Source organism: Streptomyces sp. NPDC102467, from assembly GCF_044765445.1.
GTDB lineage: Bacteria > Actinomycetota > Actinomycetes > Streptomycetales > Streptomycetaceae > Streptomyces.
The window spans coordinates 1-15,794 of record NZ_JBIWKA010000031.1 but is presented as its reverse complement, the minus strand read 5'-3'; the positions used below and the strand labels follow the sequence as shown (position 1 = coordinate 15,794).

The window sequence follows — 15,794 nt, the reverse complement described above, 5'->3', positions numbered from 1 at the left end:
GCAATCGACCCGCGCCCGGGAGGGACACGATGGCCGAAGTACCCGAGGCACCACCCACGCTCGACGAGCGTATCCGCGGCTGGAGCATCTACGCGCCGTGGTTGCAGCAATGTCCGGTGCAGCACTGGGCGGAGCTGCGCGAGACCGCCCCGATCCTGCGCTCGGAGGCCGACGACGGCTTCTGGATCCTGACCCGTTACGCCGACATCGAGTGGGCGGCGAAGAATCCGGACGTGTTCTCCAGCGCCGAGCTGACCGTGCCGCACCGGCGGATCTTCCACGAGAAGCTGATCCCCATCCAGCTCGACGGCGAGGTGCACCGCAAGTGGCGGCAGACGCTCGCCGAGCTGTTCAACCCCGCCGCGGTCAACCACTTCACCCCGCAGCTGCGCGAGGCCGTCACCGACGCCGTCGTGCGGATCGCCGGCAAGGGGCGGTGCGAGCTGATCTCGGAGTTCGCCTCGGTGCTGCCCTCGGAGGCGTTCCTCATCGCCTTCGGCATCGGCCGCGAGCACCTGAAGGCTTTCGTGGACCACAAGGACTGGCTCCGCCGGGTCGGTATCCCCAGTGCGAACACCGACGAGGAACTGCGGGCGGCCAACCAGCCGTTGTGGGACTTCTTCGGCGAGGCCATAGACCGCCGGGTCGCCGAGGGCACCGAGGGCCGCTGGGACGTCATCAGCCGGCTCCAGCACGCCACCTACGACGGCCGCAAGCCGACCCGGGACGAAATGATCAACGCCCTGTTCGTCGCCATGCTCGCCAGTCTGGACACGACGACCTCGCAGCTCGGCCTGATCTTCGGACACCTCGCCTCGGATCCGGCGCTGCAGGCACGCCTGGTCGCCGAGCCGGAACGGGTGCCCCGGGCGGTCGAGGAGCTGATCCGCCACGAGCCCGTCTCGACGACGGGCCGTGTGCTGACCCGCGACGTCGAGCGGCACGGGATCACCATGCGGGCGGGCGACCGCGTACTGATGTCGTGGGGGATGTCCGGGCGGGATCCGCAGATGTTCGACGCCGCGGACGAGGTCGACCCGGACCGCGAGGCCAGCCGCCATCTCGCCTTCGGAGCCGGTCCGCACCGCTGCCTCGGGATGCACCTGGCGCGGCGGGTGATGCAGCTGGCGGTGGCGGTGTGGCACGAGCACATCCCGGAGTACCACCGGACGCCGGGGACCACGCCGCGCCACCACTACTCGCCGGCGCTGGGCTATTTCGACCTCGACATCACCCTGGGGGCGGCGGCGTGAAACTGCGGATCGACGCGACGGTGTGCATGGGCCACGCCCAGTGCGAGGCCCGCTCCCCCGAGCTGTTCCACGTGGCGGACAGCGGCTACAACGAGATGGGCGAGGTGGAGGTGGCGCCGGGGCTGGAAGAGGCGGCGCTGCGGGGCGCGCAGGCGTGCCCGGAACGGGCGATCAGTGTGCTGGACGACCCTTCCGGGGAGCCTCGCCGCGGGTGAGCGGTGCTGTTCAGCTCTGGGCGGGCTGCCCGGTCAGCGCCTCCAGGCAGGGCTTCATCAGTTCGGCGATCCGCTCCGTGTCCGCCTCGCGCAGCACATCCAGCTCCAGCAGGTGGCGTCCGATGGTGACCCCGAGCAGCGTGCTCACCGTCAGCGCGGCCCGCAGCTCGGCGTCGTCCCCCGAGATGACGCCGCTGATCTGGTCGAGCTGTCGCGCGTTGGCCGCCTTGACCTGCTCGGCCGCCTCCGGGTAGGTCAGCATCGAGCGCAGCAGGGCCAGCGAGGTGCCGGAGACCTCGCCCATCTTCACGCCCAGGATGCCCAGCAGCAGTTCGACCAGCCTCTCCTGGCCGCCCTCCCTGGCCTCCTGCGAGGAGACGGTGATGGCCCGGCGGAACAGCTCGTCCTTGCTGCCGAAGTGCTGCATGACGAGGGCCGGGTCGACCTCGGCCCGCGCCGCCACTGCCCGGATCGTCGTGCGGTCGAAACCCGATTCGGTGAACAGCGCGCGGGCCGCGGCGAGGATCCGCTCGGCGGTCTGCGCACGCCGCTGGGCGCGGGGCACGGTCTGTGGAGTTCGCGTCACGGGATCCACTGTACTCGCGTTCGCTCTACGCCTGTTGACCGAGGGAGGCGATCCCCGTACAGTCACTCATCGCCTGTTGAGTGAAATGCTTAGCGAACGGAGCCGAGCGTGGCAACGACCACCACCACGTCAACCGCCGAGCGGACCGAGCTGATGCGCGTCCTGCCCGGCCTGTTGCTGGCAATGCTGCTGGCCCAGCTCGATGCGATGATCGTGAGCACCGCACTGCCGACGATCGTGGCCGACCTGGGAGGGGTCGACCAGCTCTCGTGGGTGGTGACCGCCTACACGCTGGCGACGCTGGCCTCCACCCCGCTGTACGGAAAATGGGGCGACCTCTACGGCCGCAAATGGGTCCTGGTCTTCGCGATCGGCGTGTTCCTGCTGGGCTCGGTCCTGTGCGGGCTCGCCCAGTCGATCGGCCAGCTGATCGCGTTCCGCGCGCTGCAGGGCCTCGGCGCGGGCGGGCTGCTCGTCGGCGTTATCTCGCTCATCGGCCAGCTGGCCACCCCGCGCGAGCGCGGCAAGTTCCAGAGCTTCATCGCCGCACTCGGAGCGGTCGCGATGATCGGCGGCCCCCTGCTGGGCGGCTTCCTCACGGACGCCGCTTCCTGGCGCTGGGCGTTTCTGATCAACATCCCGATCGGCGCGGTGGCACTGTTCATCGTCGTCACCCGGCTCAGCCACGCGGGTGCCAAGGTCGAGCACAAGATCGACTACCTGGGTGCCCTCGTCATCGCCCTGCTGGCCGTGGTGATCGTCCTGATCACCAGCTGGGGCGGGGTCGACTACTCCTGGGGCTCCCCGCAGATCATCGGCCTGGCGATCGCCGGTGTGGCGCTGCTGGCGGCGATGGCCACCGTGGAGCGCAAAGCGGCCGAACCCGTCCTGCCGCTGGGCCTGTTCAAGGTCCGCAACTTCACCGTCGCGCAGATCCTGACGTTCCTGGTCGGGTTCGCGATGTACAGCCTGATCGCGTTCCTGCCGCTGTACCAGCAGGCCGCGCACGGCTACTCGGCCACCAGCAGTGGACTGCTCCTGCTGCCGATGCTCGGTGCGTCCCTGGTGACCACGATGTACTCCGGCAAGCTGCTGACCAAGACGGACAACCACCGGGCGATCCTGGTCGGCGGCGGCGCGCTGTTCGGCGGCGGCCTGTTGCTGATGCTGCTCGTGGACCAGCAGACCAGCTCACTGATGTTCACCCTCTACATGATCGTGTTCGGCCTCGGCCTCGGCGTGCTGTTCCAGGTCACCGTGGTCACCGCGCAGAACAGCGTCGAGCGGGCCAACATGGGCGTCGCGAGCAGCACCGTCACCTTCTCCCGGTCCATCGGCGGCTCGTTCGGCGTCGCACTGTTCGGCTCGGTGTTCACCGGCAGGCTGCTCGACGGCCTCGCCGAGCGGCTCCCCGCGCGGGACTACGCCGCGCTGCGGGGGTCGGCCGGCAAGCTCGACCCCGACAGCATGCGTGCGCTGGCCGAACCCGTCCGCCAGGGCTACGTGGCCGCGGTCGCCGACGCGACGCACAGCCTGTTCGTCTGGGCCGCGCCCTTCGGCGTGCTCGCGTTCCTGGTCGCCTTCCTCGTCCGGGCGGGCAAGCCCACGGAGTAGCGCGGCCGTTCGAGACGTGGTCCGGGTCCGGCCCTCCCCCCCCGTGGGGCGGACCCGGACCACTGCGCGTGCGGGCACCCCGCGCCGCCGGACGACGGGGACGACGGGGACGGCGGGGACGGTGACGACAGACGACCTTTAGAGGCGGGCTAGAGGGCCGTTAGCGTCGAGCCCGAGCCTGGTGGACACCGCGACACCAGGAAGGCACGACATGACTGAAACTGCAGTAGCGCTGCCGGGCTCCGCGGGCCGGATCGAGGCGCTGTTCGGAACTGGGATCAAGCAGGCGAACATCTACGGGCCCGCCGGATCGCAGATATACGACCACTTCACCCGCAACGACCGCGCCGAGATCGACGACATGCTCCGCGTGGCCGCGGAGCACTCCGGCCCCGTGCTCGAACTGGCCTGCGGCAACGGTCGCACGACCATCCCCTTCCTCGAAGCCGGGTACTCCGTCGTCGGGCTCGACTCCTCGCCGGACATGCTGGCCAGGATGCGCGACCGGCTCGCCGAGCTGGACAAGCCGGAACTGGCCGACGCGCTCGAGACCGTCGAGGGCGACATGAGCGCCTTCGCACTGGGCCGGCGGTTCGGGATCATCCTGCTCGGCATGACGACCGTGTGGAACCTCGACAAGGAGCAGCGCGCCGGACTCTTCGCCGGTGTAAGCGAACACCTCGCCGAGGACGGCCGCTTTCTGCTGACCCTGCTGGAGTTCCCCGGCCTGGAGGAGGGCACCGCGCCCTTCGAGACGGTCGCGGTCACCGACGCCCACGACGGCGTCTCCCCCGTGGCGGTCACCTTCATCGAGCACGTCGACCCGGCCGAGAAGCGCCGGCTCACCAGCTTCATCAGCCACCGGGTCGTCGACGACGCGGTCGCGGACAGCACCATCTATACCGCCTGGACACACCTGATCACCCCAGCCGAACTGGTGGCGGAGATCGAGGGCGCCGGGCTGCGCGTACGCGCCACCCACGAGGTCTCACAGCGCAACCAGCTCATGAAGCGCAACACCAACATCGGCAGGCGGCGCATCCTCATCGAGGTCTCCCGCTGACGACCCGTTCACGGCGGCCGCCGGGGCCCTTCCGGCGGCCGCGGCCCGTCCGCGGAGGATCAGCCCGTGTCAGACACCACTCGTCCTGTCTCTGCTCCACCCCTTGCGGCCGCCGCGCCGGAGGGATCCGACCGCTCCCAGACCGTCTCCCTCATCCTGATCGTCGGCTGCCAGCTGATGGTCGCGATCGGCTTCTCCTCGGTCAACGTCTCCCTGCCCGGCATCCGGGCCGGGCTGGGGCTCACGGTCACCGAACTGTCCTGGGTCACCAACCTCTACATGCTCTCGTTCGCGGGATTGCTGCTGCTGGGCGGCCGGGTGGGCGACCTGCTCGGCAGACGCCGCGCCTTCCTTGGCGGCATCGGGCTCTTCACCGCGTCCTCGCTGCTCGGCGCGGTCGCCCACTCCGCGCCCGTGCTCCTGACGGCGCTCGTCGGACAGGGCATCGGCGCCGCGTTCGCCGAACCCGCGTCGCTGTCGCTGATCGCCGTAAACTTCGCGGAGGGCCCGCGCCGCAACCGCGCGCTCGCCGTCTTCGCCACCGCGGCCGGGCTCGGCCTCGCCGCGGGCATGCTCGTGGGCGGTCTGCTCAGCGAGATCTCCTGGCGCGCCGCACTGTTCGTCAACGTCCCGATCGGCCTGATCATCCTGATCGGTACACCGTTCGTGCTGCACGAGTCCACCCGCCACCGCGGCCGCTTCGATCTCGCGGGCGCGCTGACCGCGACCGGCGGCGTGATCGCTCTCGTCTACGCCATCAGCCGGGCCGGGACGGACGGCTGGGGCGACGGCCTGGTCCTATGGTCGTTCGCCGCGGCCGCCGTACTGCTCGCCGCTGCCATCGCGGCCGAGACCCGGGCAGCACATCCGCTGGTGCCGCCGCGGCTGCTGCGCGACCGCCGCCGGGCCCTCGCCTATCTGCAGACCATCTTCGTCGGAACGGTCGGGGCGGCGCTGCTGTTCTGTCTGGCCCAGTTCCTGGAGGACGTCGCCGGGTTCAGCCCGGTCCGCACCGGCCTCGGGTTCCTGCCCATGGCCTGCACACTGTTCGGCGCGGCGGCCGCGACCCCCGCGCTCATCGCCAGACGCGGCGCCAAGGCCGTCGTGGTGCTCGGCGCGCTCCTCCTCACCCTGGGCACCGGCTGGCTCTCGGCGTTGTCGCAGGACACCGCCTACTTCCCCGGCATAGCCGGTCCGCTGCTGCTGATCGGCGCGGGCCAGGGATCGAGCATCACCGCGCTGAACTCGCTGATCCTGGCGAGGGTTCAGCCGGGCGACGCGGGCGCGGCCTCCGGGCTCCAGCAGAGCACGATGCGGCTGGGCGCCGCGCTCGGCCTCGCCGCGGCCGTCACCGTGTACGGCGCCTCCGACGGCGGAGCGGAGGGCTTCGGCGACGCGTTCGCGTTCTCCAGCGGCATCATCGGGGTCGGCCTGCTCGTCTCGGTGTTCCTGCTGCGCGACAACAAGCCCTGACCGGGCCGGGGGTGCGTGGGGACCGGCCATCGGCCGCTGGATCGCCGGCACCGCGCGAGCAGACCCCCGGACCTCCCTTCGCAGCACTGCGGCCCACCGCCCGAGGACGGTGGGCCGCAGTGCTGCGCCCGGACGAACCGGCCACCCGGCGAGCCGGGGTCAGCCGAACCAGGTCTTGAGCGCGACGTACAGTCCCTCGGCAGGACCCGCCCAGGCCACGCATCCGTCGGGCCGGATCAGCACGGTCTCCGCGTCCAACTCCGCGTGCGGCTCGGCGCGGACCACGTCGACCCGGTCCGTGGCGACGTCGACGACGCCGGACAGGTCCAGCAGCACGCCCCGGCCGGACGCCATCAGCTTCGAAACGGTCCGCGCGCCGTCCGGGGTCTCGACCGTCACGTCCGGGACACGGGTCCCGATGAGCCGGTGATCACCGGGGAGGGGGTACCGGACGTCGGTGAGCATCCGGACCAAATAGGTGGTCACCGCGGGGATACGCACGATCTCGTCCATGATCTCCCGCAGCGGCTCGACCTGGTCCAGCGGGTGCATCAGCGCCACTTGGGCCTGGGCCCGCCTGCACGCTTTCCGGCCCACCGGGAGCCGCTCTGCCTCGTAGCTGTCGAGCAGCCCCGCATCGCCGCGGCCGGCGACGACGGCCGCCAGTTTCCAGCCGAGGTTCACGGCGTCCTGGATGCCGGTGTTGAGCCCGTCACCGGAGGACGGCGGATGCGCGTGCGCGGCGTCACCCGCCACCAGGACCCGGTCCCTGCGGTACGTGGTGGCCACCCGGGTCGAGTAGCCGTACCGGGTCATCCACACGGGGTCCTCGATCTCCGGGGCGCGGCCGGTGATGCGCCGGACGCTGTCGCGCACCTCCTGGGAGGTCACCGGCGTCTCCTCGTCCGCGGGCTCACCGGTGAACTCCACCGTCATGACGCGTACGAGGTCGTCCTGGAGCGGCAACACGGCGAACTGCCCGTTCTGATACAAGCCGACGTCGAAGCGGTCGGTGTTGCCCGCGAAGACCGGCACGTCGGCGATCGCCCCGTAATACGGCGGGGCGAGCACCTCGAACTCGAACCCGGCCAGCTCCGCGACACGGCTCGTCGGCCCGTCGCAGGCCACCAGGTACCCGCATCGCACGTCCGGCCCGCCGGCGACCGTGACGGTCACACCGTCGGCGTCCTGGTCCACGCCGACCACTTCGGCCCCGCCGCGGACGTCCACGCCCAGCTCGACGGCCCACTCGGCGAGCTTCTGCTCGGTGACCGACTGCGGAACGACGTGGTAGTGGTCCTCCGGCAGGTCGGCGAGGTCCAGGTAGAACAGGCCGAAGTGGGTGCGCGGCCACTTCGGGCCGCCCTCGGCGACGAACCGGTCGGCGACGCCGCGAGCGCGCAGCGCCTCCACCGACCGGGGATGCAGCACCATGCAACGGGCGAACGACTGGGGTTCGGTCCGGCGCTCCAGCACCGTGACGGCGACGCCCGCAAGCGCCAGCTCGCAGGCGAGCATGAGTCCTGTCGGCCCGCCGCCCGCGATGGCGACAGCCGGGTCCTTGTGTGTCGAATTCACTGTGATTCTGTCCCCATCCGCTCGACGTTCTCCTTCACCGCGCGCAGGAACTGCACCGCGTCGCGGCCGTTGATGACCCGGTGGTCGTAGGCCAGCCCGAGGTGCGCGACCTCGGCCACCCGGAAGCCGTCGCCGTCCGGGACCAGCTCGGCCCGGGTGCCGCCCAGGGCGAGCGAGCACACCTGGCCGGGGAAGACGACCGGGACGGCGACGGTCACGTCGGGGTCGGTGTGCAGGGTGAGGGTGAGGGCCCCGCCGGACAGGTCCTGTTCCCGGAAGCCGCCGCGTACCGCCTTGTCCCGCAGCCCGCCCATCGCCGCCGCGACTTCTTCGAGGCCGAGTTCGTGCGCGGCGTGGACGACGGGCACGAAAAGGCCGTTGCCGATGTCGATGGTCACGCCGATGTGCGCACCGTCGGCCAGCCGTATGGTGCGGTCGTCGACCGGAGAGGCGAAGCACGGCGCGAACCGCTCCCACAGCTGTGCGGTCGCGGCGACGAGGAACTCGGGCACGCCGACCAGCCGTCGCCACTGTGCGGTCAACTCCCGCGCGCGGGCGACGACTTCGCCGACATCGAGCCGGATCACCGTATAGGCCGCCGGGATCGTGGAGTGTGCGCGGGCCACCGTACGCGCCACCGCCTGCTGGCCCGCGGGGAGCGTTTGGAGCCGCGGGTCCGCGGCTCCCGGCGCGGGCTTCGCGGCGAGGGTGGCCGCCAGCCGCTCGACGTCGTCGCGGCGGACCACGCGCACGTCGAGCGAGGCCGTCGCCGCGGGGTCGATGCCGAGCTCGTCGAGCAGGGCACGGGCCGGGGCGGTGAGCACCGGGCCCGGCCGGGCCGGGGCGTCGGCAGCTGCGGCGGGAGCGGCCCCGGCCGGCTCCGCGCCGGGCAGGACGACACGGGCGATCACGTCACCCGGCTTGCACTGCGCCCCCGCGGGCAGCAGGTGCCGCAGCACGCCTTCGTCCTCACTGACGAGGTCCTCGGTCGCCTTGGACGTCTCGACCGTCGCGACGTCGTCGTGCGCGCACACCGGCTGCCCGTCCGCGACGAGCCAGTCGAGCAGGACGTAGCTGTCGTCGTTGTTGTTGAGCTTCGGCATCCGGATGTCAGCCACGGACGGCCTCCAGGGCGGTGCGGTGGATGTCCGCCGCGCTGAGCAGCATGTCGGCCTCCAGGTGCGGGGCGGTCGGGATGATGCTGTCCGCGGAGTGCGCGAGGGCCACCGGCCCGTGCAGGGTCGGCCACAGCTCGCGGTGCAGCCGGTGTGCGACCTCGGCCCCCCAGGTGCCGCCCGCCGTGCTCTCCTCGGCGATCACCACGGCGGGCGCGCGGCGCAGCGTGGGCAGCAGGGGAGCGACGTCGAAGGGGTACAGCGTGGCCGGCACCAGCACCTGGCAGGTCACCTCCTCCTCCAGCAGCAGCGACCTCGCCGCGGCGATCGCCCGCTGAGCGACGCCGCCCGGGGCGATCAGCACGCAGTCCGCGGTCGAGGGGTCCTCGGCGTAGACCCGGGCGACATCGGGGGAGAGCCGGTCGAAGGAGAACAGGTCGTCGACCTCGCCCGAGCCCGTGCCGTCGTCCAGCATCCGCTGGGTGTAGAGGACCTTGTCCTCGAACACGATCGCGGGCTCCGCCGAGCCGAGCACGCGCCGCAGCAGCGCGGCGCTGTCGTGCAGCGGCGACAGCTCGTACAGCGAAAGGCCCGGCACCCCGATGAAGTGCTTCTGCGGGCTCTGGCTGTGGGTGGGCCCGTAGCCGCGGCCGCCGCCCGTCGGGCACCGCACGGTCAACGGCATCGGCAGGTGCCTGCCGTACATCGACACCGATTTCGCCGCGAAGTTGACGATCTGGTCGAAGGCCAGTGCGATGAAGTCGGCGAACATGATTTCGACGATCGCGGGCGCGCCGGCCAGCGCGAGCCCGGCCCCGACACCGACGATGCCGCCCTCGCTCAGCGGTGTCGACAGGACGCGGTCGGGCCAGCGGCTCGACAGGCCTTTGGTGGCCTTGAACGCGCCGCCGTAGGGGTCGCTCACGTCCTCGCCGAGCAGGGTCAGGCCGGGATAGTCGGCGAAGGCACCGTGCAGCGCCGCGTTGAGGTTCTCCACGACCCGCATCAGCTGTCCCACCTGCTCGGGCCGAGCCGGCGAACCGCGTTCGCGACGTCGGCCACTTCGGCCCGCGCCTGCGCGTCGAGGCGGGTGAACTGCTCCTCGTGGTCCAGGGCGTAGCGCCGGTACCAGTCCCGCGCCGCCGCCGCGGACCGCTCCGGTTCCGGGCGGGTGTCGTCCCCCTTGCTGTGCGGGCCGATGCGGTGTGTGGCGAGTTCGACCACCAGCGGCAGGCAGTCGCGACGGACCCGGCGCACGGCGGGTCCGAGCAGCGCGCGCAGTTCGGCGACGTCGGCGGAGTCACTGCGCAGGTGCGCGACGTCGAACGCCGCTGCCCGGCCCGCGATCGTCCCCGACAGCTGTACGGCCGTCGGCGTGGTCTGGGCGATGCCGTTGTGCTCGACCACCACCAGCAGGGGCAGCCGCCACAGCCGGGCCATGTTCAGCGCCTCGTAGACTGCGCCCTCGCCCCAGGTGCCGTCGCCGATGTAGGCGCAGGCCAGGGCGCCGGGCTGGGCGCGCTTGAGCTGAAGGGCGACGCCGGCGGCGACCGGCAGGCTCTGGCCCTGCACCCCGGTCGACAGATAGCGGTCGCGCAGGATGTGCTGGCTGCCGCCCACCCCCGAGCAGACCGCACCCTCGCGGCCCATGATCTCGGCGAGCAGGCCGCGCGGGTCGCGGTGCCTGGCCAGGTAGTGGCCGTGCCCGCGGTGGTTGCTGAAGACGTGGTCGGCGTCGGTGAGCAGGCCCTCCATGGCGACCGGGATGTACTCCTGGCCGAGGCAGGTGTGGGTGGTGCCGTTCAGCTCGCCGCGGGCGAACAGGTCGAGGAGCGTCAGCTCGAAGTGCCGGATGGTGAGCATCAGCAACAGGTCCGCATCGTCGAGCAGGCTCAGCGGAGGGTGCGCCGGTACGGCGACGGGGGCGCTCACGCGGCCTCGTCCCTGACCTGGTCGACCTCGTCGGCGAGGGTGCGCAGGGACGTGGCGAGCAGCACCGCGTCCAATGACAGGGTGACGGACAGCCGCTCCTGCACGCGCAGGATGATCTCGATCAGCTTGACCGACTGGATGCCGAGCTCGGTCAACTCCCGGTCGAGATCGGGCTCTTCGCCGAACACCTCCTGCCAGATCACGGCCAGCTCGGCCACGGTGGACTGCCCCATGTCTAGAACTCCTCCCAGTCCGCTCCCGGCGCCTCGACGGCGTAGGAGGCTGTGATCCACTTACTGGCCTCGACGCTGAGCCCGACCGCCCGGTCCCCCGGCTCCAGCAGCGGGAGCAACTGCTCCAGCTGGAAGAACGGCAGCGCGTTCGCCGTGTTGCCGATGTCGGTCACCCGGCTGATCACCCGCGCCCCCGGGATGTCCAGGCCCGCGACGACCTTCGAGGTCATCCGCCCCGACAGCTGGGGCGGCAGCAGGTAGTCCAGCTCGGTCCGTTTCCAGCCCAGCCCGTCCAACAGCGAGGCCAGCGCGCTCTCGGCCATCGGCAGCGCGGCGTGCTCCACGCCCTTGAAGTCCTCGCTGACCGGCGGCGCGTCCGGAATCTCGTCCGCGGGCCCGTACCAGGGCACGACCTGCCCCGGGGCGCGCCCGGCGCCGACGAGTTCGCAGGACACCTCGCGCAGCACCGCGGCCCCCGGCCGCGGCCGGGTGTCGAGCACCGCGGCGCCGGCCCCGTCGCCGAAGAGCATCGCGTTGACCTGCACCTCCGGCGGTGCCCCCGCGAGGTCGGTGTCCAGGTCGAGATGGTGGGCGCTGGTATCGGCCCCGAGCACCAGGGCGGTCGTGGCCCGGCCCCCGCGCAGCGCCAGCGCCGCGACGTCGAGCGCCTGCAACGCGCCCGTACAGCCGGACTGCAACTGATAGGCCGGGACGCCGTCGATGCCGAGCCGGTCGGCGACGAGGCAGGCGGTCGAGGGCATGAGCAGATCGGGGGTGGCGGTGCCGAGAACGATCATGTCGATCTCCGCGCCCGTCATGTCCGCCCCGGCGAGCGCCCGGCGGCCCGCGGTCTCGCACAGGTCGCTCAGCGACTGCCGCACCCCGCCGGTGGCCAGGTCCCGGGCGAAGTGCCGGGTGTCGGTGCCGACGAACACGTCGATCCACTGTGTCCATACCGACGGCATGCGGAAGCGTGCCACCAATGTGTCGTTGTCGACCGGGGGGCCGGGCAGCGCCGTCCCCACCCCGACCATGTGGATGTCCATTTCGGTCCTCCCGCTGTGGTGCGTCCTGTCGGTGTTCATCGGCCCAGTTCCTGGTCGAGCAGGTCGAAGATCTCCTCGTCGTCGGCGCCGTCGAGGGCGTCGTCCGTGGTGGCGGGGCGCAAGCCGTCGAGCAGACCGCGCAGCCGGCGGCGGACGAGTTCGCGGCTCTCCGCGGACGCGTCCGCCACCAGTCGCGCCAGGGCGCCGAACACCTCGTCGTGGCCCGCCGTCGGATCGGGCGCCGGGGCCTCGCCGCCGAGGTGGCGGGCGAGTGCCGCGGGCGTGGGGTGGTCGAACACGAGCGTGGGGGCGAGCCGTTCGCCGGTCGTGGCGGCGAGCCGCTCGCGCAGCTCGAGCGCGGTCAGCGAGTCGAAGCCCTGGTCCATCAGGCCGCGCTCGGGGTCGACCGGGCCGCGCAGGTCGAGCACCTCGCCGACGGTGTCGCGCACCAAGGCCAGTGCCAGCGCGTACCGTTCCTGCTCGTCGCGGCCCGCCAGCGACTGCCGCCACGACACCGACGGGGCGGGCCGGGCCGCCCTGCGTACGGTGTCGCGCAGCAGCCACGGCGGCTCGGCCGCGGACGGGGCGAACGTGGCGGCGACGACGGCCGGGGCATCGGCGGTCATGGCCAGGTCGAACAGCGCGAGTCCGGTCGCGGCGGGCATCGGTGTGATGCCCCGCCTCGCCATCCGCTTCCGGTCGGCCTCACCGAGCGTGTCGCCGAGCCCGTCGCCGTCCCACAGGCCCCAGGCGATGGAGACGGCGGGCTGCCCGGCTGCCCTGCGGTGTGCGGCGAGCGCGTCGAGGTAGGCGTTGGCCGCCGCGTAGTTGGCCTGGCCCGCGTTTCCGACGACGCCCGCGACAGAGGAGAACAGCACGAACGCCGTCACCTCGCCGGCCAGCTCGTGCAGGTGCCGCGCGCCGTCCACCTTGGCTCGCCAGACGGTGTCCACTGCCTCCGGCGTCAGCTCCGCGACGGTCGCGTCGGCGATCACCCCCGCGGCGTGGACGACCGCCGTCGGGGCGTGCTCGGCGAGCAGACCGGCCACCGTGGCGCGGTCGGCGATGTCGCAGGCGGCGGTACGGACCCGCGCCCCGGCCCCGGTGAGGCCGGCGAGCAGTTCGGCGGGCATGGCGCCGCGGCCCACCAGCAGCAGGTCCCGCACGCCGTGCTCGGCGACCAGGTGGTGGGCGAGCTGCCGGCCCAGCGCCCCGCCGGCGCCGGTGACCAGCACGGGCCCGGTGCCGAAGCCGGCCGGCTCGGCGCGCGTGGCCGCCGCCGCGAGTCCCGGCGCGTACACGACCCCGCCACGGACGGCGAGTTCGGGTTCCTCGCCCGCGAGGGCGGTGTCGAGCGCCGCCACGGAGGCGGGGCCCGCGTCCGTGTCGACGAGGCGGAAGCGACCGGGATGCTCGGTGGCGGCGGCCCGGACCAGGCCCCACACCGGCGACTGCCACAGGTGCGCCACGTCCTCGCCCTCGGTGACGGGGACCGCGCGCCGGGTCAGCACGGTGAGCTTGCCGGGCTTGTCGTCCGCGAGCCACTCCCGGACGCGGCGCAGCACCTCCACGGCGGTGCCGCGTCCCTCGTCGGTGACCTCCAGCACCTCGTCGGAGGCGGTGGCCGCGGCGGGCACCTCGACGGGCGACCACGCGACGCGCCGCAGCCACCTGCCGTGTGCGGCGGCGGGCGCGGGCCGGGTCGCGAGCCGCTCGGCGACCAGCACCGGGGCGCCGTCAGGGTCGGTCGCCGTCAACCCGCCGTCCGGTGACAGGTGCACATGCAGCTGCGTCGCACCTCGGGCGAAGAGCCGGACGCCGCTCCACGCGAAGGGCACGACCACGTCGTCCGCGGCCATCGCCCGTACGTGCAGCGCCGCGTCGAGCAGCGCCGGGTGCACGGCGTGACCGTCCTCGGCGACGGGCAGCCGCACTTCGGCGAACAGGTGCCCGTCCCGCCGCCAGGCCCGGTGCAGACCCTGGAAGGCGGGCCCGTACGCGTAGCCGCGCAGCGCCAGTTCGGTGTAGGCGTCGGTCAGGTCGAGCTCGTCGGCGTCCGGCGGCCACGCCAGGGCCGGAGCGGGAATCTCGCGGTCCGAAAGGACGCCGGACGCGTACCGGACCCACTCGCCGTCCACCGCGCCGTACACCGTCACGTCGTCACCGTCGAAGGCGACCTCGAGGTCGACCTCCTCGTCCAGCACCAGCGGTGCCTCGTGCGTCAGCTCCTCCACGGTCCGCCCGGCCAGCAGCGCCAGGTCGACCAGGGCGGTCGCGGGCAGCAACGGCGTTCCGTTGACGACGTGTTCGCGCTGCCACGGCCGGGCCGCCGCGTCGGAGCGTCCGCTGTGCACGGTCCGGCCGTCGGACAGTCGCACCGCCGGACCCACGACGGGGTGCGCGTCGCGTCGCTCCACCCGTACGGGGTCGAGCCACAGGCGCTCCCGCCGGAACGGATGGGTCGGCACGGACACGGGGCGAGCCCCCGGCCAGAGGGCTGCCGGGTCCGGCGAGTGGCCGTGGACGTGGGCGTGTGCCAGCATCTGCGCGAGAGTCTCCTCGAACGGCTTCTCGCGGTGCAGTGCCGCCCGTCCGCCGGTGATCCTGGACAGCGTCGGGTGCGGCCCGATCTCGATGACGGTGTGGTCGGCCAGGCGGGCGGCCGCGGTGGCGAAGTCGACGGTGGCCCGGATGTGGTCCGTCCAGTAGTCGGGTGTGGCCGGGTCGCCGGGTGCGGTGCTGATGACGGAGAGGGCCGGCCTGCGGTACCGGAGCGTGCGGGCCGTGTCGCGGAACGGGCCGAGGACGGGGTCCATGTGGGGGGAGTGGAAGGCGTGACTGGTGTGGAGTTCCTTGCTGTTGGGGAAGCGGGCGGCGAGGGCGCGGACCGCGTTCTGGTCACCGGAGACGACGAGATCGTGCGGTGAGTTGACGGCGGCGATGCCGACGCCGGGGGTGAGCAGGGGCCGGACGTGGTCCGGGGTGGTGTGCAGCGCCGCCATGGCCCCCGTTCGGGGAAGCGCGGCCATGAGCCGGGCCCGGGTGGTCACCAGGGTGCAGGCGTCGTCGAGGGAGAGGATGCCCGCGGTGTGGGCGGCGGCGATCTCGCCGACGGAATGCCCGGCGACGGTGTCGGGCGCGAGCCCCCAGTGGGCGAGGAGCCGGGTCAGCGCGACCTGGAGGGTGAACAGGGCCGGCTGGGCGTTCCCGGTGTCGTCGACGGCGTCGGTGAACAGGGCCTCGCCCATGCGGGCATGGACGGCGTCCACGGCGGCGGCGAAGACCGGCTCGGCCTCGTAGAGGGCGCGGCCCATGCCGGCGTACTGCGAGCCCTGGCCGGTGAAGACGAACGCCAGCCCGCGCGTGGGGCCCGTCGCCCGGACGAGCTCGCCGCGCACCAGCGCCGCGCGCTGAGCGAACACGGGCCTTGACAACAGGGCGGCGGCGACGTCGGCCGGGTCGTCGCGCACCTCCCGCAGCCGCGTGGCGTAGGTCTCGACGGACTCCTCGTCGCGGGCCGAGAAGAGCCACGGGGCGGGGGTCGCCCGCGTCGGCTCGGCGGCCCGCTCCGTGTCCTCGTCCGCCGGGACGTGTTCGAGGATGACGTGGGCGTTGGTGCCGCTGATGCCGAAGGAGGAGATGCCGGCTCGGCGGGTGGGGCTGGTCCAGGGTTGGGCTTGGGTGAG

Annotated in this window: 13 protein-coding genes; 5 read left to right on the top strand and 8 right to left on the bottom strand. The window is 72.6% G+C overall.

Annotation, left to right across the window (positions count from 1 at the left end; genetic code table 11):
* Positions 1-29: 29 nt before the first annotated feature.
* Positions 30-1,253, top strand: coding sequence for a cytochrome P450 (locus ACIREE_RS39910; RefSeq protein WP_404164073.1), 1,224 nt, complete (start codon positions 30-32; stop codon positions 1,251-1,253).
* The gene (locus ACIREE_RS39905; protein ID WP_404164070.1) at positions 1,250-1,468 is read left to right on the top strand and encodes a ferredoxin; all 219 of its coding nucleotides are present in this window, start codon (positions 1,250-1,252) and stop codon (positions 1,466-1,468) included. The genes ACIREE_RS39910 and ACIREE_RS39905 overlap by 4 nt, the downstream gene beginning before the upstream one ends.
* 10 nt (positions 1,469-1,478) lie before the next feature.
* Here the strand turns inward: ACIREE_RS39905 and ACIREE_RS39900 are convergent, their stop codons facing one another.
* Positions 1,479-2,054 (bottom strand): TetR/AcrR family transcriptional regulator, encoded by a 576-nt coding sequence (locus tag ACIREE_RS39900; protein WP_404164067.1) that lies wholly within the window; start codon positions 2,052-2,054, stop codon positions 1,479-1,481.
* A gap of 108 nt (positions 2,055-2,162) precedes the next feature.
* Between ACIREE_RS39900 and ACIREE_RS39895 the strand changes: the two genes are divergently transcribed.
* The 3 genes from ACIREE_RS39895 to ACIREE_RS39885 all read left to right on the top strand — a co-directional run bounded on the left by ACIREE_RS39895 (position 2,163) and on the right by ACIREE_RS39885 (position 6,204).
* A complete protein-coding gene (locus ACIREE_RS39895; RefSeq protein WP_404164064.1) occupies positions 2,163-3,668 on the top strand; it encodes an MDR family MFS transporter in 1,506 nt (501 codons plus the stop codon).
* 211 nt (positions 3,669-3,879) lie between these two features.
* Positions 3,880-4,731, top strand: a complete 852-nt coding sequence (mpaM, locus tag ACIREE_RS39890) for a daptide-type RiPP biosynthesis methyltransferase (protein WP_404164061.1) — start codon at positions 3,880-3,882, stop codon at positions 4,729-4,731.
* A gap of 66 nt (positions 4,732-4,797) precedes the next feature.
* Positions 4,798-6,204: an MFS transporter gene (locus ACIREE_RS39885; RefSeq protein WP_404164057.1), complete on the top strand. Its 1,407-nt coding sequence runs from the start codon at positions 4,798-4,800 to the stop codon at positions 6,202-6,204.
* Between the two features lie 159 nt (positions 6,205-6,363).
* Here the strand turns inward: ACIREE_RS39885 and ACIREE_RS39880 are convergent, their stop codons facing one another.
* The 7 genes from ACIREE_RS39880 to ACIREE_RS39850 form a co-directional block, all read right to left on the bottom strand.
* Positions 6,364-7,782, bottom strand: coding sequence for an FAD-dependent monooxygenase (locus ACIREE_RS39880; protein ID WP_404164054.1), 1,419 nt, complete (start codon positions 7,780-7,782; stop codon positions 6,364-6,366).
* Entirely contained in the window at positions 7,779-8,900 is a 1,122-nt protein-coding gene (locus tag ACIREE_RS39875) for a 2-oxo acid dehydrogenase subunit E2 (protein ID WP_404164051.1), read from the bottom strand. The genes ACIREE_RS39880 and ACIREE_RS39875 overlap by 4 nt, the downstream gene beginning before the upstream one ends.
* Positions 8,893-9,903 carry an alpha-ketoacid dehydrogenase subunit beta gene (locus tag ACIREE_RS39870; RefSeq protein ID WP_404164048.1) on the bottom strand — a complete coding sequence of 337 codons (1,011 nt, stop codon included), beginning with the start codon at positions 9,901-9,903 and terminating at the stop codon, positions 8,893-8,895. The genes ACIREE_RS39875 and ACIREE_RS39870 overlap by 8 nt, the downstream gene beginning before the upstream one ends.
* Positions 9,903-10,829 (bottom strand): thiamine pyrophosphate-dependent dehydrogenase E1 component subunit alpha, encoded by a 927-nt coding sequence (locus ACIREE_RS39865; protein ID WP_404164045.1) that lies wholly within the window; start codon positions 10,827-10,829, stop codon positions 9,903-9,905. Before ACIREE_RS39865 ends, ACIREE_RS39870 begins: the two co-directional genes overlap by 1 nt.
* On the bottom strand, positions 10,826-11,062 hold the full coding sequence (locus tag ACIREE_RS39860) for a phosphopantetheine-binding protein (RefSeq protein WP_404164043.1): 237 nt from the start codon (positions 11,060-11,062) through the stop codon (positions 10,826-10,828). The genes ACIREE_RS39865 and ACIREE_RS39860 overlap by 4 nt, the downstream gene beginning before the upstream one ends.
* 2 nt (positions 11,063-11,064) lie before the next feature.
* Positions 11,065-12,147 carry a 3-oxoacyl-ACP synthase III family protein gene (locus ACIREE_RS39855; RefSeq protein ID WP_404164041.1) on the bottom strand — a complete coding sequence of 361 codons (1,083 nt, stop codon included), beginning with the start codon at positions 12,145-12,147 and terminating at the stop codon, positions 11,065-11,067.
* On the bottom strand, positions 12,144-15,794 hold a 3,651-nt coding region (locus ACIREE_RS39850; RefSeq protein WP_404164039.1), incomplete at its 5' end, for an SDR family NAD(P)-dependent oxidoreductase. The genes ACIREE_RS39855 and ACIREE_RS39850, both read right to left, overlap by 4 nt.

What these genes read in the sequence shown, in the direction of transcription:
- ACIREE_RS39910 (WP_404164073.1), top strand. Translation starts at nt 30, where the DNA reads ATGGCCGAAGTACCCGAGGCACCACCCACGCTCGACGAGCGTATCCGC.
- mpaM (WP_404164061.1), top strand. Translation starts at nt 3,880, where the DNA reads ATGACTGAAACTGCAGTAGCGCTGCCGGGCTCCGCGGGCCGGATCGAG.
- ACIREE_RS39870 (WP_404164048.1), bottom strand. Translation starts at nt 9,903, where the DNA reads ATGCGGGTCGTGGAGAACCTCAACGCGGCGCTGCACGGTGCCTTCGCC.
- ACIREE_RS39860 (WP_404164043.1), bottom strand. Translation starts at nt 11,062, where the DNA reads ATGGGGCAGTCCACCGTGGCCGAGCTGGCCGTGATCTGGCAGGAGGTG.
- ACIREE_RS39855 (WP_404164041.1), bottom strand. Translation starts at nt 12,147, where the DNA reads ATGAACACCGACAGGACGCACCACAGCGGGAGGACCGAAATGGACATC.